The 14,191-nt window shown below is 71.9% G+C and carries 11 protein-coding genes and 1 pseudogene; 8 read left to right on the top strand and 4 right to left on the bottom strand.

The genetic code is table 11. The features are described 5' to 3' along the window. Positions 1–31: 31 nt before the first annotated feature. Genes N8I87_RS37535 through N8I87_RS37525 form a run of 3 tightly spaced genes read left to right on the top strand, consistent with a single transcriptional unit; the run spans position 32 to position 4,010 of the window. Complete coding sequence (locus N8I87_RS37535) at positions 32–1,372, top strand: MFS transporter (protein WP_263215314.1); 1,341 nt, start codon at positions 32–34, stop codon at positions 1,370–1,372. Further along, complete coding sequence (locus N8I87_RS37530) at positions 1,369–2,010, top strand: RBBP9/YdeN family alpha/beta hydrolase (RefSeq protein ID WP_263215313.1); 642 nt, start codon at positions 1,369–1,371, stop codon at positions 2,008–2,010. The genes N8I87_RS37535 and N8I87_RS37530 overlap by 4 nt, the downstream gene beginning before the upstream one ends. After that, on the top strand, positions 2,007–4,010 hold the full coding sequence (locus N8I87_RS37525) for an acetoacetate--CoA ligase (protein WP_263215312.1): 2,004 nt from the start codon (positions 2,007–2,009) through the stop codon (positions 4,008–4,010). Before N8I87_RS37530 ends, N8I87_RS37525 begins: the two co-directional genes overlap by 4 nt. A 54-nt stretch (positions 4,011–4,064) precedes the next feature. Here N8I87_RS37525 and N8I87_RS37520 read toward each other — a convergent pair whose 3' ends face one another. Continuing rightward, positions 4,065–4,946, bottom strand: coding sequence for a YegS/Rv2252/BmrU family lipid kinase (locus tag N8I87_RS37520; protein WP_263215311.1), 882 nt, complete (start codon positions 4,944–4,946; stop codon positions 4,065–4,067). Between the two features lie 83 nt (positions 4,947–5,029). Then, positions 5,030–6,625, bottom strand: coding sequence for an FAD-binding oxidoreductase (locus N8I87_RS37515; protein ID WP_263215310.1), 1,596 nt, complete (start codon positions 6,623–6,625; stop codon positions 5,030–5,032). Between the two features lie 78 nt (positions 6,626–6,703). Here N8I87_RS37515 and N8I87_RS37510 point away from each other — a divergent pair, with 78 nt between their 5' ends. The 4 genes from N8I87_RS37510 (at position 6,704) to N8I87_RS37495 (ending at position 10,870) form a co-directional block, all read left to right on the top strand. Continuing rightward, complete coding sequence (locus N8I87_RS37510; protein ID WP_263215309.1) at positions 6,704–7,303, top strand: TetR/AcrR family transcriptional regulator; 600 nt, start codon at positions 6,704–6,706, stop codon at positions 7,301–7,303. Further along, entirely contained in the window at positions 7,300–8,898 is a 1,599-nt protein-coding gene (locus tag N8I87_RS37505) for a glycerol-3-phosphate dehydrogenase/oxidase (protein ID WP_263215308.1), read from the top strand. Before N8I87_RS37510 ends, N8I87_RS37505 begins: the two co-directional genes overlap by 4 nt. A gap of 146 nt (positions 8,899–9,044) precedes the next feature. Continuing rightward, positions 9,045–10,487 (top strand): argininosuccinate synthase, encoded by a 1,443-nt coding sequence (argG, locus tag N8I87_RS37500; RefSeq protein WP_263215307.1) that lies wholly within the window; start codon positions 9,045–9,047, stop codon positions 10,485–10,487. Positions 10,488–10,645: 158 nt separating this feature from the next. Continuing rightward, entirely contained in the window at positions 10,646–10,870 is a 225-nt protein-coding gene (locus N8I87_RS37495) for a cold-shock protein (protein ID WP_263215306.1), read from the top strand. A gap of 21 nt (positions 10,871–10,891) precedes the next feature. On the opposite strand, the gene N8I87_RS37490 is transcribed toward N8I87_RS37495, so the two are convergent. Then, on the bottom strand, positions 10,892–12,169 hold the full coding sequence (locus N8I87_RS37490) for a hypothetical protein (RefSeq protein ID WP_263215305.1): 1,278 nt from the start codon (positions 12,167–12,169) through the stop codon (positions 10,892–10,894). A gap of 306 nt (positions 12,170–12,475) precedes the next feature. Here N8I87_RS37490 and N8I87_RS37485 point away from each other — a divergent pair. Beyond that, positions 12,476–12,661, top strand: a pseudogene (locus N8I87_RS37485) (histidinol-phosphatase); the annotation flags it as partial. Between the two features lie 639 nt (positions 12,662–13,300). Here N8I87_RS37485 and N8I87_RS37480 read toward each other — a convergent pair. Further along, the gene (locus N8I87_RS37480; RefSeq protein WP_263215304.1) at positions 13,301–14,092 is read right to left on the bottom strand and encodes an SDR family NAD(P)-dependent oxidoreductase; all 792 of its coding nucleotides are present in this window, start codon (positions 14,090–14,092) and stop codon (positions 13,301–13,303) included. Positions 14,093–14,191: the final 99 nt, after the last annotated feature.

The raw sequence follows: 14,191 nt of genomic DNA, 5'->3' as shown, positions 1-14,191 counted from the left end.
GCCCCTCAATCAAGCAGTCGAGGTGATGACAATGGAGTTTCACACCACTGCGCCCGCCACGGGCCCGTCCGTACCGGTCTGGCCCGTGTCCCGGGGCTATGCGTGGACCGTCTTCGCGCTCGGTTTCGGCCTGCTCCTGTCCGACTACATGTCCCGACAGGTACTCAACGCCGTCTTCCCGATGCTGAAGGCGCAATGGCTGCTGTCGGACGCCGCACTGGGATCGCTCAGCGGTGTGGTGGCGCTGACGGTCGGGGTGCTCACCTTCCCCATGTCCCTGGTTGCCGACCGGTGGGGGCGGGTCCGCAGCCTGCTCATCGCCGCCCTGCTGTGGAGCCTGGCCACCCTGGGCTGCGCGGTCTCCGCGAACTACGGCGAAATGTTCGTCGGCCGCCTCTTCGTCGGCATCGGTGAGGCCGCGTACGGCAGTGTGGGCATCGCCGTGGTCCTCAGCATCTTCCCGCTCACCATGCGGGCCACCCTCTCCGGCGCGTTCATCGCCGGCGGCGCCTTCGGCTCCGTACTCGGCGTCGCCCTCGGCGGGGCCGTGGCCCAAGTGGCCGGATGGCGCTGGGCGTTCGCGGTGATGGGCCTGTTCGGGTTGGTGCTCGCCGCTGTGTACGGAACAGTCGTCAAGGAGAGCAGACTCAAGCCGCAAGGACGGTCGGCGGACGACGCCGACGGCACGACCGCCCATGAACCCCTGCGCGGTCATCTGCCCCGGCTGTTCTCCTCCGTCTCCGTCATCAGCGCCTACATCGGCAGCGGCCTTCAACTGTTCGTGGCCGCCACGCTCCTGGCCTGGCTGCCCAGTTTCTTCGACCGCTACTACCACATGGCCCCCGCACGGGCGGGCGCGGTCGCGGGCGTCTTCGCGCTGGTCATCGGCATCGGGATGATCGCCGGTGGCATCGCCTCCGACCGAATCAGCGCCACCGCCCCCATCCGCAAGTGGGGCGTGGCCGTCGCCTGCAGCCTGAGCTCACTCGTGCTGCTGTCGCTCGCCTTCCGACTGCCCACCGGCCCGGCCCAGTTGGCCGCTCTGGCCGCCGGGTGCCTGCTGTCGGCCGGCACGGCCGGACCGGCGGCGGCCATGGTCGCCAATCTGACCCCCGCATCCGTCGCCGCGACCGCCTTCGCCACCCTCACCCTCGCCAACAGCCTGCTCGGACTGGCGCCCGGACCCGCCGTCACCGGCGCTCTCGCGGATCGCATCGGACTCCTCGGCGCCCTGCGCGTCGTGCCGCTCACCGCGGTCGCGGCCACCGTCGCCTTCCTCATCGGGCGCCACTGGTACGAACGCGATCTGCTCCGTATCGACGGTCTCGCCGCACGTGCCGAGACGCGGACACCGTCGGAGGTCTCCTCATGACCCACCCCATGGCACCCACCGTGGTGATCGTCCCCGGCCTGCGCGACCACGTGGCAGAACACTGGCAGACGCTGCTGGCCACGCGGCTCGCCGTAGCCGGCCGGAGCGTCCGCGTCACTCCCCCGGTGACGCGGGACCGGCTCAGCCGCGACGCCCAGGTCGCCAACCTGGCCGCAACGCTCGCCACTGTGACCGGGCCCGTCGTCCTCGTCGCCCACAGTGCGGGCGTGATGACCACGGTGCACTGGGCCCAACGGCATCACGCGGACATCCGCGGCGCGCTGCTCGCGACGCCGCCGGACTTCGAGACCCCCCTCCCGGAGGGCTACCCCACCCCCGGTGAACTGGCGGAGAGCGGCTGGACGCCCGTACCCCGCCGACCGCTGCCGTTCCCCAGCGTGGTGGCGGCCAGCGCGAACGACCCGCTCGCCACCGCCGAGCGCGTCGCGGCACTTGCGCGCGACTGGGGCAGCCGCCTCGTGTCCCTCGGCCCCGTCGGGCACCTCAACCCGGCGTCCGGACACGGTGACTGGTCCCTCGCCGAGGACCTCCTGCGCGAGCTGGAGTCCGGTCGTACGACGCCTCGGGCACCGGTCGGCACTCCGCTCCCCATGTCGGCCACAGGACGGCACACATGAACACGGAGGACGAACCGCTCTGGTCGCCTGGCCGCCGTGAACTGGAGGACTCCAATGTCGCGGTGTTCATGGAATGGCTGGCGGAGACCCGGGGGCTGGACTTCCCCGACTACGCCACGCTGTGGCGGTGGAGCGCCACCGACCTGACGGGATTCTGGTCGGCCGTCTGGGAGTTCTACGGGCTCGACTCGGTGTCCGGGTACGACGAGGTACTGGCCGACGCCACCATGCCGGGCGCCCGCTGGTTCACCGGCGCACGACTCAACTTCGCGGAACGCTGCCTCGCCCAGGCCACCGACGTGCGTCCGGCGCTGGTGAGCGTGACCGAGGACGGCGCCCCGGTCGAGACGTCGTGGGAGCAACTGCGCCGTGACGTCGCCGATGCCGCGGCGGCACTGCGCGACATGGGCGTCGGGCCCGGCGACTGCGTCGCCGGATATCTCACCAACCTGCCGCAGGCGGTGGTGGCCCTGCTGGCCACCGCCGCCGTGGGGGCCGTATGGACGGCGTGCTCCCCCGACTTCGGCACGCCCAGCGTGCTCGCCCGCCTCGGACAGGCCCGGCCGGCCGTCCTCGTCGCCGTGGACGGATACCGCTACGGGGGCAAGGAGTACGACAGGCGGACCACGGTCGCCGAGCTGCTGCACGGTCTGCCGACGGTCCGTCACCTGCTGCTCATAGACCACCTGTTCCCCGGCACAACCCTGGAGCGGCCGATGCGCTCCGACGTCGCCGTCCGCGTGTGGTCGGCGCTGCCGACCACCGAGGCGGCGCCGGTCTTCGCCGACGTGCCCTTCGACCATCCGCTGTGGATCCTGTGGTCGTCGGGCACCACCGGCATCCCCAAGGGCATCGTGCAGGGGCACGGCGGCATCGTCGTGGAACTACTGAAGGCGCTGGGGCTGGGCGTCGACCTGCGCCCCGAGGACCGCTACCTGTTCGTCACCTCCACGAGCTGGATGGTGTGGAACTTCCTCGTCGGCGGGCTGCTCCACGGCAGCACGGTCGTCCTGTACGACGGCAGCCCCACCCACCCCGACGCGGCCGGCGTATGGCGGGTCGCGGAGCGCACCCGGGCCACCGTGGTCGGCGTCGGCGCGGCCTACCTCGCGGCCGTGGAACGTTCGGGCCTGCACCCGGCAGCCGACCTCGACCTCGGCGCGCTGCGTTCCGTCGTACAGACCGGGTCGGCGATGGCGCGGAGCACCTGGCACTGGGTGTACGACCGGCTCGCCCCGGGCGGCCGGCTCCAGTCGATCTGCGGCGGAACCGACGTCTGTTCGGCACTCGCGGGCGGCTCACCCCTGCTCCCGGTCCGTGCGGGACGCATTTCGGGTCCCTGCCTGGGCGTGGCCCTGGCCTCGTGGGACGACGCGGGCCGGCCCCTGACCGGTGAGCAGGGTGAACTGGTGGTGAGGGCCCCGCTGCCGTCCATGCCGCTGCGGTTCGTCGACGACCCCGACGACATCCGCTACCGGGCGAGTTACTTCGACACCTATCCCGGCGTCTGGCGTCACGGCGACTGGATCACCATCGACAAGGACCTGTCGCTCGTGGTGTCGGGGCGCTCGGACTCCACGCTCAACCGCATGGGAGTGCGGATGGGGTCGGCCGACATCTACTCCGTGGTGGAACAGGTGCCGGGCGTCGTGGACAGTCTGGTCGTCGGCGTCGAACTGGACGACGGCGACTACTACATGCCGCTGTTCGTGGTGACGGCCGACGGCGCGGCACTCGACGACGGCCTGCGGCAGCGGATCACGGCGGCGATCAGGCGGGAACTGTCCCCGCGGCACGTACCCGACGCGATCGTGCCGGTGCCCGCCGTGCCGCGTACGGTGACCGGAAAGAAGCTGGAGGTGCCGGTCAAACGGATCCTGCAAGGCGCTCGCGTCGCCGACGTCGGCAGCGAAGGGGCGGTCACGCACTTCGGGATGCTGTCGTGGTTCGCCGACTTCGCGGCACGCCGGGCAGCGGATGCGGATGCGGGGCAGCGATGAGCTGACATGTGTGACACACCGCCCGGTCGTCGGTACAGCGCCGTCAGCCAGTCGTCAGTGCAGCACCTTCAGCGCGCCGGGCAGCACCTTCACCGTGACGGGGAGTTCCGCCTCCACCTCGCCGTCGGCGCCGTACGGCACCTGGCGGTCGGCCTCGATGCGGATCTCGCGGCCCCTCAGGATGCGGACCTCCGGGCGCGCGACGTGTGCGCCGGACTTGAGCTCGTTCATCAGGGTGAAGAAGAGGTGGCGCGGGGCCTCGCGGATCATCACGACCTCCAGGAGGCCGTCGTCCACGCGGGCTTCGGGGGCGATCATGCGGCCGGAGCCGTAGTAGGCGGAGTTGGCGGCCACGACGGTGTAGCCGCGCAGGGCGTGCTCCTCTCCGTCCACGGTGATCCGGTAGTCCGCCGGGCGCCATGTGGTCACGGCCCGCAGGCCCCCCGCGTAGTACGACGCGGCGCCCTTGAGCAGTCGCGCGTGGTTGGCGTGGCGGTTGGCCAGCGCGTCGACGCCCGCGTACACGCTGCCGAGGACGACCGTCCCGTCGTGGACGGCCGAGCGCACCTCGATCGTGTCGACCGGGCGCGGCTCCCGGTCGAGCAGGATGCGGGCCAGGGCATCGGGGTCGGAGGGCAGCTCCAGCGCCCGCGCGAAGTCGTTGCCCCGTCCGGCCGGAACGATGCCGAACACGGTGTCGGTGCCGCTGAGCGCGCCGCCGATGCCGCCGGTGATGCCGTCACCGCCGACGGCGAGCACCACCCGGCCCCGCTCCCCCGCGCCGCGGGCGATGTCCTGGGCGTGGGCCAGGCTGCGGCTGTACTCCGTCTCCAGTTCCGCCCCGGCCTCGCGCAGCACGCGTGCCACCTGGATCAGCGCGGCCGCCGCGCTGGATCCGCCCGCGGTGGGGTTGACGACGGCGGTGAACTGTCGCATGGGTGAGCCTCCGGGGGCGGTGATTCGGGAGCCGGTGTGCTGGGGCTGTACGGACGAAGGGCGAGGTGGGTCGGCGGGTCGGGTCAGTCGGTGGGCAGGAGGACGCCGGGGTTGAGCAGCTGGTCGGGGTCCAGTCTGCGCTTGACGGCCCGCAGGGCTTCGATGCCCAGGGTGCCGACCTCCCGGACGTACCAGTCGCGGTGGTCGGTGCCCACGCCGTGGTGGTGGCTGATCGTGCCGCCGGCGGCGAGGATCGCCTCGTTGGCCGCTTCCTTGGCCGGGGCCCAGTGGGCGACGGGGTCGTCGCCCTGTGCGCTGACGACGGTGAAGTACAGCGAGGCGCCGTTCTCGTAGACGTGGGAGATGTGGCACATGACCAAGGGCGGTGTGCCGGCCTCGGTGAGGGCGGTGGTCAGTGCCGTGCGGACCGCGTTGTAGAGCTCGGGGATCCGGGACCAGAAGGCGGCTGTCTCCAGCGTCTCGGCGAACGCGCCCGCGTCCAGCAGCGCGTCCCGCAGGTAGGGCGCCGAGTACCGGCCGTGGGCCCAGCGCTCTCCCGGCTCCGTTCCCACGTAGGTGCCGCCGCACTCGCGCAGGACGGCGGCGGCCGACTCCTTGCGGCGGGCGGTGTCCTTCTCGGTGCCCTCGAACCCGACGATCGCGAGGCATCCGGCGCTCTGCTGCACACCGTCCGCTCCGATCGCGTCGGGCTGGGCGAGACCGATCAGTGTCTCGGTCTCGTCGGACAGGCGCAGCACCGTGGGACGCGGTCCGTCCTGGGCGAGCCGGCGCAGTGCGGCGCCGCCCTCCTCGAAGGAGGCGAAGCGCCAGCCTTCGTAGTGGCGGGCGCGCGGCCGCGGCCGTACGCGCACGGTGACCGAGGTGATCACGCCGAACGCGCCCTCGGAGCCGAGGATCAGCTGGCGCAGGTCGGGGCCCGCGGCGGAGCGCGGAGCGCGGCCGACGTCGAGGGTGCCCTCGGGAGTGGCGAGGGTGAGGCCCAGCACCATCTCGTCGAAGCGGCCGTATCCGGCGGAGGCCTGGCCGCTGGAGCGGGCCGCGGCGAATCCGCCGATGGTGGCCCACTCGTAGGACTGCGGGAAGTGGCCGAGGGTGAAGCCGTGTTCGGCCAGCAGGCGTTCGGCCTCGGGGGCGCGCAGGCCCGGTTGCAGGGTGGCGGTGCGGGAGACCGGGTCGACGGCGACCAGTCGGTCCATGCGGCGCAGATCGAGGGCGATGAAGGGGCCTCGCCGCGCCGGGGCCAGGCCGCCGACGACGGACGTGCCGCCGCCGAACGGGACGGCGCCGAGGCCGTATCGGGCGCACACCCGCAGGACGGCCAGGACCTCGTCGTGTCCGGCGGGGAGGACTACGGCCGCGGGGGTGTCGGCGATGTCTCCGACGCGGATCCGCAGCAGGTCGGGCGTGGACTTGCCGCGCGTGTGCCGGATACGCGTCTCCGCGTCCGTACGGACGTGCGCCTCGCCGCCGACGGCCGCGGACAGTTCTTCGAGTACGGCGGAGTCGAGGGGGGTGCCGGGGACGGCGATCTCCTCCAGCCGCAGCGGGGGTGCGGTACGGGGTTTGACGCCGAGCAGATCGCGCAGCAGCCCGATCACCGTCTCGGGCAGCGGTGCCGCCTTGGCCGGGTCACCCCAGCCACTCCACAGCATGTCCATGGCGGTTTGTCCTCATCGGTCGTTTCCGCGTCGTGCCCGTCTGCCGGGCGCCGCCGCAAGGGCGTTACACTGTTACACATGACGCCTATTCGTCACAACCATGCGGACAGCGATCCGGTGCTCGACGCGGTGCGCGACTGCGTCCTGGCCGTCGGCGTCCGCCGCACCACCCTGACCGATGTGGCCCGCCGCGCGGGCGTCTCGCGCATGACGCTGTACCGGCGCTGGCCGGACGTACGCACACTCGTCGGCGACCTGATGACGCGCGAGTGGGTCGACGTGGCCACCGGCGCCATGCCCGAGCCCAGCCCGGACCGCTCGGCGCGCGAACTGATCGTCGAGGGACTCGTGGGCGGGGTGCGGGCGTTCCGCGACCATCCGCTCTTCCGCAAGATCGTCGATGTCGACCCCGAGCTGCTCCTGCCCTACGTACTGGACCGCCGCGGCGCGAGCCAGAACGCCCTGCTGGAGCTTCTGGCCACCGGCCTGCGCGACGGACACGCCGACGGATCGGTGCGTGCCTGCCACCTCGACAGACAGGCACGGTCCCTGCTTCTGATCGTCCAGTCCTTCACCCTGTCGCTGCGGACCATGACCGACGAGGACGACCCGGACCTGACCACCGCCGCCTTCCTCACGGAGCTGCGGACCATCCTGGAGAGGACCCTCACCCCATGAGCCCCACCAGCAGCCCGGCCCATGCCACCGCACCCGTCCCCGGTTCGTCGCTGTCCGCCGCCCGCCGCACCCGCGACCTGGCCCGGACCGCGGGCGGACCGGCCGTGGACGTCCTGGTCGTCGGTCTCGGCGCCACCGGCGCCGGAGCCGCCCTCGACGCGGCGGCCCGCGGGCTGACGGTCGCCGCCGTCGACGCCCACGACCTGGCCTTCGGCACTTCGCGCTGGAGCTCGAAACTGATCCACGGAGGCCTGCGCTACCTGGCCTCGGGACAGCTCGACGTGGCCCACGAGAGCGCCGTCGAGCGGGGCGTGCTGATGGAGCGGACCGCACCCCATCTGGTTTCCGCCCAGCCGTTCGTCCTCCCCCTGACCCCGCTGGTCTCACGCGCCCAGGCGACCCTGGCCTGGGCCGGGTTCCGGGCCGGTGACGGCCTGCGCCTGGCGGCCCGCACGGCCCGCGCCACCCTGCCGGGCCCGCGTCGGCTGTCCGCGGTCGAGACGCGCAACCTGGCCCCCGCCCTGCGCACCGACGGCCTGCGCGGAGGCCTGCTGTCCTGGGACGGCAGGCTCACCGACGACGCCCGCCTGGTGACCGCCCTCGCCCGCACCGCGGCCGCCAAGGGCGCCCGGATCCTCACCCGGGTCAGGGCACTGGAGCTGACCGGAGCGGGGGCCCGCGTCCGCGACGAACTCACCGGCGAGGAGGGCGAGATCCGCGCCCGTGCCGTGATCAACGCGTCGGGCGTGTGGGCGGGCGACCTGGTCGACGGCATCCGGATCCGGCCCTCGCGGGGCACCCACCTGGTGCTGCGCGCCGAGCGCCTGGGCTCGCTGCCCGCCGGGATGCACATACCGATCCCCGGCGAGACCAACCGCTTCGTCCTCGTCCTGCCGCAGGGTGACGGCCGGGTGTACGTCGGCCTCACCGACGAACCCGTCGACGGCCCCGTCCCCGATGTGCCGGAGGTCCCGGAGACCGACATCGGCTTCCTGCTCGACGTCCTCGGTTCCGTCCTGGACGTCCCGGTCCACCGTGCCGACGTCGTGGGCGCCTTCGCCGGACTGCGGCCCCTGCTGGACACCACGCCCACGGGCTCCGGCGAGCAGTCCCGCACCGCCGACATCTCCCGGCGGCACGCGGTACTGACGTCCCCGGACGGCGTCGTCACCGTGGTCGGCGGCAAACTCACCACCTACCGGCGCATGGCCGAGGACGCCGTCGACGCCGCCGCCTCCGCCGGCCGTCTGCACGCCGGACCCTCCCCCACGGCCACGCTGCCGCTCGTCGGCGCCGCCGCTCCGGCCCGGCTCGCCACCCTGCCCGCACCCCGGCGCCTGGTCCGCCGCTACGGCACCGAGGCGGCGGCCGTCCAGGCCCTGGCCGTACGGACCCCGCACCTGAAAGACCCCGTCCTGCCCGACCACCCCGTCACCCGCGCCGAGTTGCTCTGGGCCGTACGGCACGAAGGCGCACTCGACGCCGCCGACCTGCTCGATCGACGCACGCGCATCGGCCTGGTCACCGAGGACCGCGCCGCGGCCCTGAAAACCGCCGAAGAAGTCCTCGGCGAAGCCCTGGCGGGGCAGGGCTGAGATGGGCACAGGGCGGCCGCCGTGCCCGAGCGCGGCGGCCCCCACGTCACCCGGCGACCCGCACCACCCAGTAGCTCGCGGAGCCGTACCCGAGGCGTCACTCACACCCCTTTGCATGTTCATGCGTTTCCATGCATACTCTTCCCATGTCCAAGGTCCTCACCTCCCTTCCCGTCGGCGAGCGCGTCGGCATCGCCTTCTCGGGCGGCCTCGACACCTCGGTCGCCGTCGCATGGATGCGCGACAAGGGCGCCGTCCCGTGCACCTACACCGCCGACATCGGCCAGTACGACGAGCCCGACATCGCCTCGGTGCCCGGCCGCGCGAAGACCTACGGCGCCGAGATCGCACGCCTGGTCGACTGCCGCGCCGCACTGGTCGAGGAGGGCCTGGCCGCGCTCACCTGCGGGGCGTTCCACATCCGCACGGGCGGGCGCGCCTACTTCAACACCACCCCGCTCGGCCGTGCCGTCACGGGCACGCTCCTGGTCCGGGCGATGCTCGAGGACGACGTACAGATCTGGGGCGACGGGTCGACCTTCAAGGGCAACGACATCGAGCGGTTCTACCGTTACGGCCTGCTCGCCAACCCGCACCTGCGGATCTACAAGCCCTGGCTGGACGCGGCCTTCGTGACCGAACTGGGCGGCCGCAAGGAGATGTCGGAGTGGCTGCTCGCCCACGGGCTGCCCTACCGCGACAGCACCGAGAAGGCGTACTCCACCGACGCCAACATCTGGGGCGCCACGCACGAGGCCAAGACCCTGGAGCACCTGGACAACGGCGTGGAGACCGTGGAGCCGATCATGGGCGTACGGTTCTGGGACCCCGCGGTCGAGATCCTCCCCGAGGACGTGACGATCGGCTTCGAGCAGGGCCGCCCGGTGACGATCAACGGCAAGGAGTTCGGCTCCCCCGTCGACCTGGTGATGGAGGCGAACGCCATCGGCGGCCGCCACGGCCTGGGCATGTCGGACCAGATCGAGAACCGGATCATCGAGGCCAAGAGCCGCGGCATCTACGAGGCGCCCGGCATGGCCCTGCTGCACGCCGCGTACGAGCGCCTGGTCAACGCGATCCACAACGAGGACACCCTCGCCCAGTACCACAGCGAGGGGCGGCGCCTCGGCCGGCTGATGTACGAGGGCCGCTGGCTGGACCCGCAGGCGCTCATGATCCGTGAGTCGCTGCAGCGCTGGGTCGGCGCGGCCGTCACCGGTGAGGTGACGCTGCGGCTGCGGCGCGGCGAGGACTACTCGATCCTCGACACCACGGGCCCGGCGTTCAGCTACCACCCGGACAAGCTGTCCATGGAGCGCACCGAGGACTCGGCGTTCGGTCCCGTGGACCGCATCGGCCAGCTCACCATGCGCAACCTCGACATCGCCGACTCGCGCGCCAAGCTGGAGCAGTACGCCGGGCTCGGGCTGATCGGCACCGCCGGTCCCGCCATCGGTGCCGCCCAGGCGGCCGCGACCGGGCTGATCGGCAGCATGCCGGAGGGCGGCGCCGAGGCCATCGCCTCCCGCGGTGAGGCCGACGACGACGAACTACTGGACCGCGCCGCGATGGAGTCCGGCACGGACTGACCAACCCGCCGCCGAGCGGAACGCTCCGCACGCAGCTCCGCGCGCAGGAGAGGCCGGCTCGACGCCCAAGGCGTGGAGCCGGCCTCTCCGTTGCACAGGTCCGGCAGTCAAAGGGACCCGGCGACACCGTCGCCCCCGCGCGCCCGTAGGGTACGGGCATGGTGACTGCGACCGTACGCGAGTGGCACGACGAGGAAGGGTGGGGTGTGCTCGACTCCCCCGAGACTCCCGGCGGTTGCTGGGGCCACTTCTCCGACATCCAGGTGACCGGGTTCCATACGCTGTCGCCCGGCCAACAGGTCGACCTCACATGGGAAGCCCCCGGCTTCGAACAGGACGGGTACGACTACCGCGCGGTGAGCATCGTGCCTCGGTCCACCTGACACGGACGGGTATCCGGCCGATCAGTCGAGCAGGGCGATGACCTCTACGAAGTCGTCATGCGCCGCGCCGTACTGCTTGACGCCGACCAGGCACATGGAGCGGTCGGTCAGGGCCCTGACCAGCGCCTCCCGGCCCCGTTCCGGGCCGGCGAGATCGACCAGGCGTCGGGCCAGTGCCACGCCTTCGTCGAAGACCGGGCGCAGCAGCTCCGGCCTGCGATGCGTGCGGCTCTCCCAGAAAACCGCCGCGCGGATGGCCAACCTGCCGTGCAGGGCGACCTGTTCGGCGATGTATCGGTGCGGGGCGGCGTCGGCCCCCTCCCTCAGTGTGGCGGCCTCCTGGGCGAGAGTGGCCAGACCGTCGAAGTAGGCCTCCTTGATGTCGGGCGACCAGTGGAGAAGGGCCGAGCCGAACGCGGGTGCCGGTGCGGTCGGGGATGCCGCGGGCTCGGCCGACCGTCCCGACACGGCGAGCAGAGTGACCCAGCACGAAAGGCTGGTGCTCCAGCTCCTGCGTTCCCCTGTCTCCGCCAACTCGGTGAGGAGGGCGAGGACTTCTTTCCGTTCCCCTTGGGCCTCGGCGCGGTGGCCGGCGGCGTCCAGCATGCGCGCGTGCTGGACGAGCGTCCACGCCAGGATGGCCATGGATGTACTACCGGCGTCGACTTCGTCGCGGGTCGCGTCCACGAGTTCCGCGAAGACCTCGAGCGCCGCGTCGTCACATCCGGCGGCCTCCAGAGCGGCCGCCCACTCGACCATGTCCCAGAAGGAGACCTCGTTCGGGCTTCCGGACCCCTGTGCGCGGGCGATTGTTCCGCAGACCTCCGCGGCCTCCGAGTGACGTCCGTCCTCGGCCAGTACGACCGCCAGACGCCCGTGCCCGTACGCGGGGCTCGACACCTGCCCCCGCTCGAAACCCCACCGCCCCGCCGCCGCCATCTCCTCGCACAGCGCGAAGCCCTCCGCTCGCCGACCGGCCTCGTACAACTCGCGCTGATGGGCGTTCAGGACACGAACGAGCAGCTCGGTCCTGTTCGGATCGCTCGCGTCGATACGCCGGGCCGTAGCCGCGGCCTCGGCTCGCAGAGCCAGTCGGACATCCGACCGGTCCCGGAACTCCGGCGCGTATCCGTACGACTCCAGTGCCTGCGCCAGCTTCGGCAGATACGTCAGCGGACTCACCTCGGCCAGCACCCGGTACGCCTCGACCTGCCGGACAAGGCTCAGCCGGCCGGAGCCGAGCAGCGTCGTCCGTGCTCTCATCACCGCGTCCTGATCAACGTTCTCGGAGTGATCCATGACGGAGATTCTGAGAGCCGGACAATGGGCGGGACAATGCCGGCGAGCTGTGCCATTCGTCCTACGAAAACGGCCGCTGAGCTGTCAAGATAGGAATGAACTCACCTCTCGGGACCGACCGCTGACGCATCAGCGGCCCCCGCCGGTATCGAACGGGCCCTCGTCGCACATCGCGTGTACGTCCCTGCCGCCCGCGGAGTTGAGCATGAGCCACGGCCACGGACACGACGACGGTCACCACCACCATCACCACCACGGAAGCGGCGACACCTCCATGCTCCGCCCGCCCTCGACATGTCGGTCCCCGACGAGGGGCAGGTCGACAAGCCGTGCTACGTCCGGCTGCGCGGCACCGACGGCAACCGTACGGCCGTCGGCCTGCGCGGTGCCTCCGTGGACCCGGCGGGACCGGCCATGGACGTGGTCGGGGACGCCGAGCCGTGGAAGGACCTGTGGTTCTACTCCAACCCCATGTGGGTCCTGCCCGCATGAGCGCACCACACGGCGCGCCCGGCGTCCACTCCGTCCTCGGGGTGGACGCCGGGACGGCGAGCCTGCGGGAGGCCGACCACCTGATCCACGACCTGGTGGCACGGCTCGGCCTCCCGCGGGGCACCATCGCCTGCACACACCTGATCCGGACCGACGAGCGTCGGGGACGGCCGTCTCCCTCGCGCTCCCGGACACCCGGACCGCCGACTTCACTTGGTCCCATCTCACCGAGCTGGAAGACCTCAACAGGGGCGCGGCCCTGGCCGGCCGCTAGTACGGCGACGAACCCGCCGCCCACGCGGCGATGCCGGCAGCCGGGGAGCACGCCCACCGCCGAGGCGGGCGAGCGGTGCGTCCGGCGTGCTCGCAGTCCGGCGCGCGTCCGCGGACGGTACTTCGGCTCTCTGCCGCACCCGCATACCTCGCGTCCCTCATATCGAAGACCCTCGCCGAGGACCGCGGCCACCACGGACCACGCCCGAACATCCCGCTTCGGCGGCGGAGCGAAGTCGCGCCCGGCACACCTCAGAGGCCGGGAACAGTTCGGGCACAGGTGCTCCAGCAACGGGTCGCCGAGCCGGCCAACCGTTTTCCGGGCGCGGAAGACGACTCCGGAGCGCAGGGCGGTTGGCGAGCGGCTCAGCGGCTGGTCCGTTGGGCCTCCACGATCTTCTTCATCGTCTGGTCCGGTGCCGCCAGACGCTGTATCCGCTCCGCGAAACCCGGGAACTGCGAAGCGATCTTCGTGAGGAACTTCAGTTCCAGCGGGGCGACGTTGATCTCGGCGACGTCACGCTCGATCGCGCGCATCACGCCCTTGACGACCCGCTCCGGCGCAACGGTGCGTACGCCGCCCGGCGTCGAGGAGCCCGTGTTCGCGAACATGCCCAGCTCGCGTACGAAGCCGGGCTGGACGATCGAGACACCCACGCCCGTGCCGTGCAGATCCTGGCGGAAGGACAGGGAGAAGCCGCGCAGCCCGAACTTCGTCGCGGTGTACATCGACGACGACTTGGTGGCCGCCATTCCTGACAACGATCCGACGAAGCAGATGTGCCCACGGCCCGCCGTCACCATGTCCTCGGCGAGCAGGCGCGCGAGCATCGCGGGCGCGCGCAGGTTGACGGCGATCGACCGGTCGATCTGCTCCGGCGTGTAGTCCAGTACATCGCCGCTGGAGGGCAGGGCCGCGTTGGCGATGAGGATCTGCGTGCCGGCCGCCTCCTCGGCGAGGCGTTGCACGTCGTCCGGATCGGCGAGGTCGGCGAGGATCGTCCGGGCACCGAAGCGCTCGGCCAGCGGGTCCAGCGCCTCACGGCGGCGGCCGGTGAGAACGAGATCCGCGCCCCGGGCCGCCAGCTCGGCGGCCAGTGCCCCGCCGATGCCGCCCGTGACTCCGGTCAGCAGAACGGTTGTCCCAGCGATGTGCACGACTATCCTCCGGTCCTGTTCGTTCGAACGAACAATAGGGAGGGTGGGGGTTCCTGTCCACCGGTGTACCCCGCCAACGCCCTGCGGCCGCAGCGGAGC

The sequence above is a fragment of the Streptomyces sp. HUAS 15-9 genome (assembly GCF_025642155.1).
Classification (GTDB): Bacteria; Actinomycetota; Actinomycetes; order Streptomycetales; family Streptomycetaceae; genus Streptomyces.
Note: the sequence above shows the minus strand (reverse complement) of the source record. Positions and strands in the feature narration are given on the sequence as shown.

What these genes read in the sequence shown, in the direction of transcription:
- N8I87_RS37520 (WP_263215311.1), bottom strand. Translation starts at nt 4,946, where the DNA reads ATGCGACAGTTCACCGCCGTCGTCAACCCCACCGCGGGCGGATCCAGC.
- N8I87_RS37535 (WP_263215314.1), top strand. Translation starts at nt 32, where the DNA reads ATGGAGTTTCACACCACTGCGCCCGCCACGGGCCCGTCCGTACCGGTC.
- N8I87_RS37490 (WP_263215305.1), bottom strand. Translation starts at nt 12,169, where the DNA reads ATGGATCACTCCGAGAACGTTGATCAGGACGCGGTGATGAGAGCACGG.
- N8I87_RS37505 (WP_263215308.1), top strand. Translation starts at nt 7,300, where the DNA reads ATGAGCCCCACCAGCAGCCCGGCCCATGCCACCGCACCCGTCCCCGGT.
- N8I87_RS37515 (WP_263215310.1), bottom strand. Translation starts at nt 6,625, where the DNA reads ATGGACATGCTGTGGAGTGGCTGGGGTGACCCGGCCAAGGCGGCACCG.
- N8I87_RS37530 (WP_263215313.1), top strand. Translation starts at nt 1,369, where the DNA reads ATGACCCACCCCATGGCACCCACCGTGGTGATCGTCCCCGGCCTGCGC.
- N8I87_RS37495 (WP_263215306.1), top strand. Translation starts at nt 10,646, where the DNA reads ATGGTGACTGCGACCGTACGCGAGTGGCACGACGAGGAAGGGTGGGGT.
- N8I87_RS37510 (WP_263215309.1), top strand. Translation starts at nt 6,704, where the DNA reads ATGACGCCTATTCGTCACAACCATGCGGACAGCGATCCGGTGCTCGAC.
- argG (WP_263215307.1), top strand. Translation starts at nt 9,045, where the DNA reads ATGTCCAAGGTCCTCACCTCCCTTCCCGTCGGCGAGCGCGTCGGCATC.
- N8I87_RS37525 (WP_263215312.1), top strand. Translation starts at nt 2,007, where the DNA reads ATGAACACGGAGGACGAACCGCTCTGGTCGCCTGGCCGCCGTGAACTG.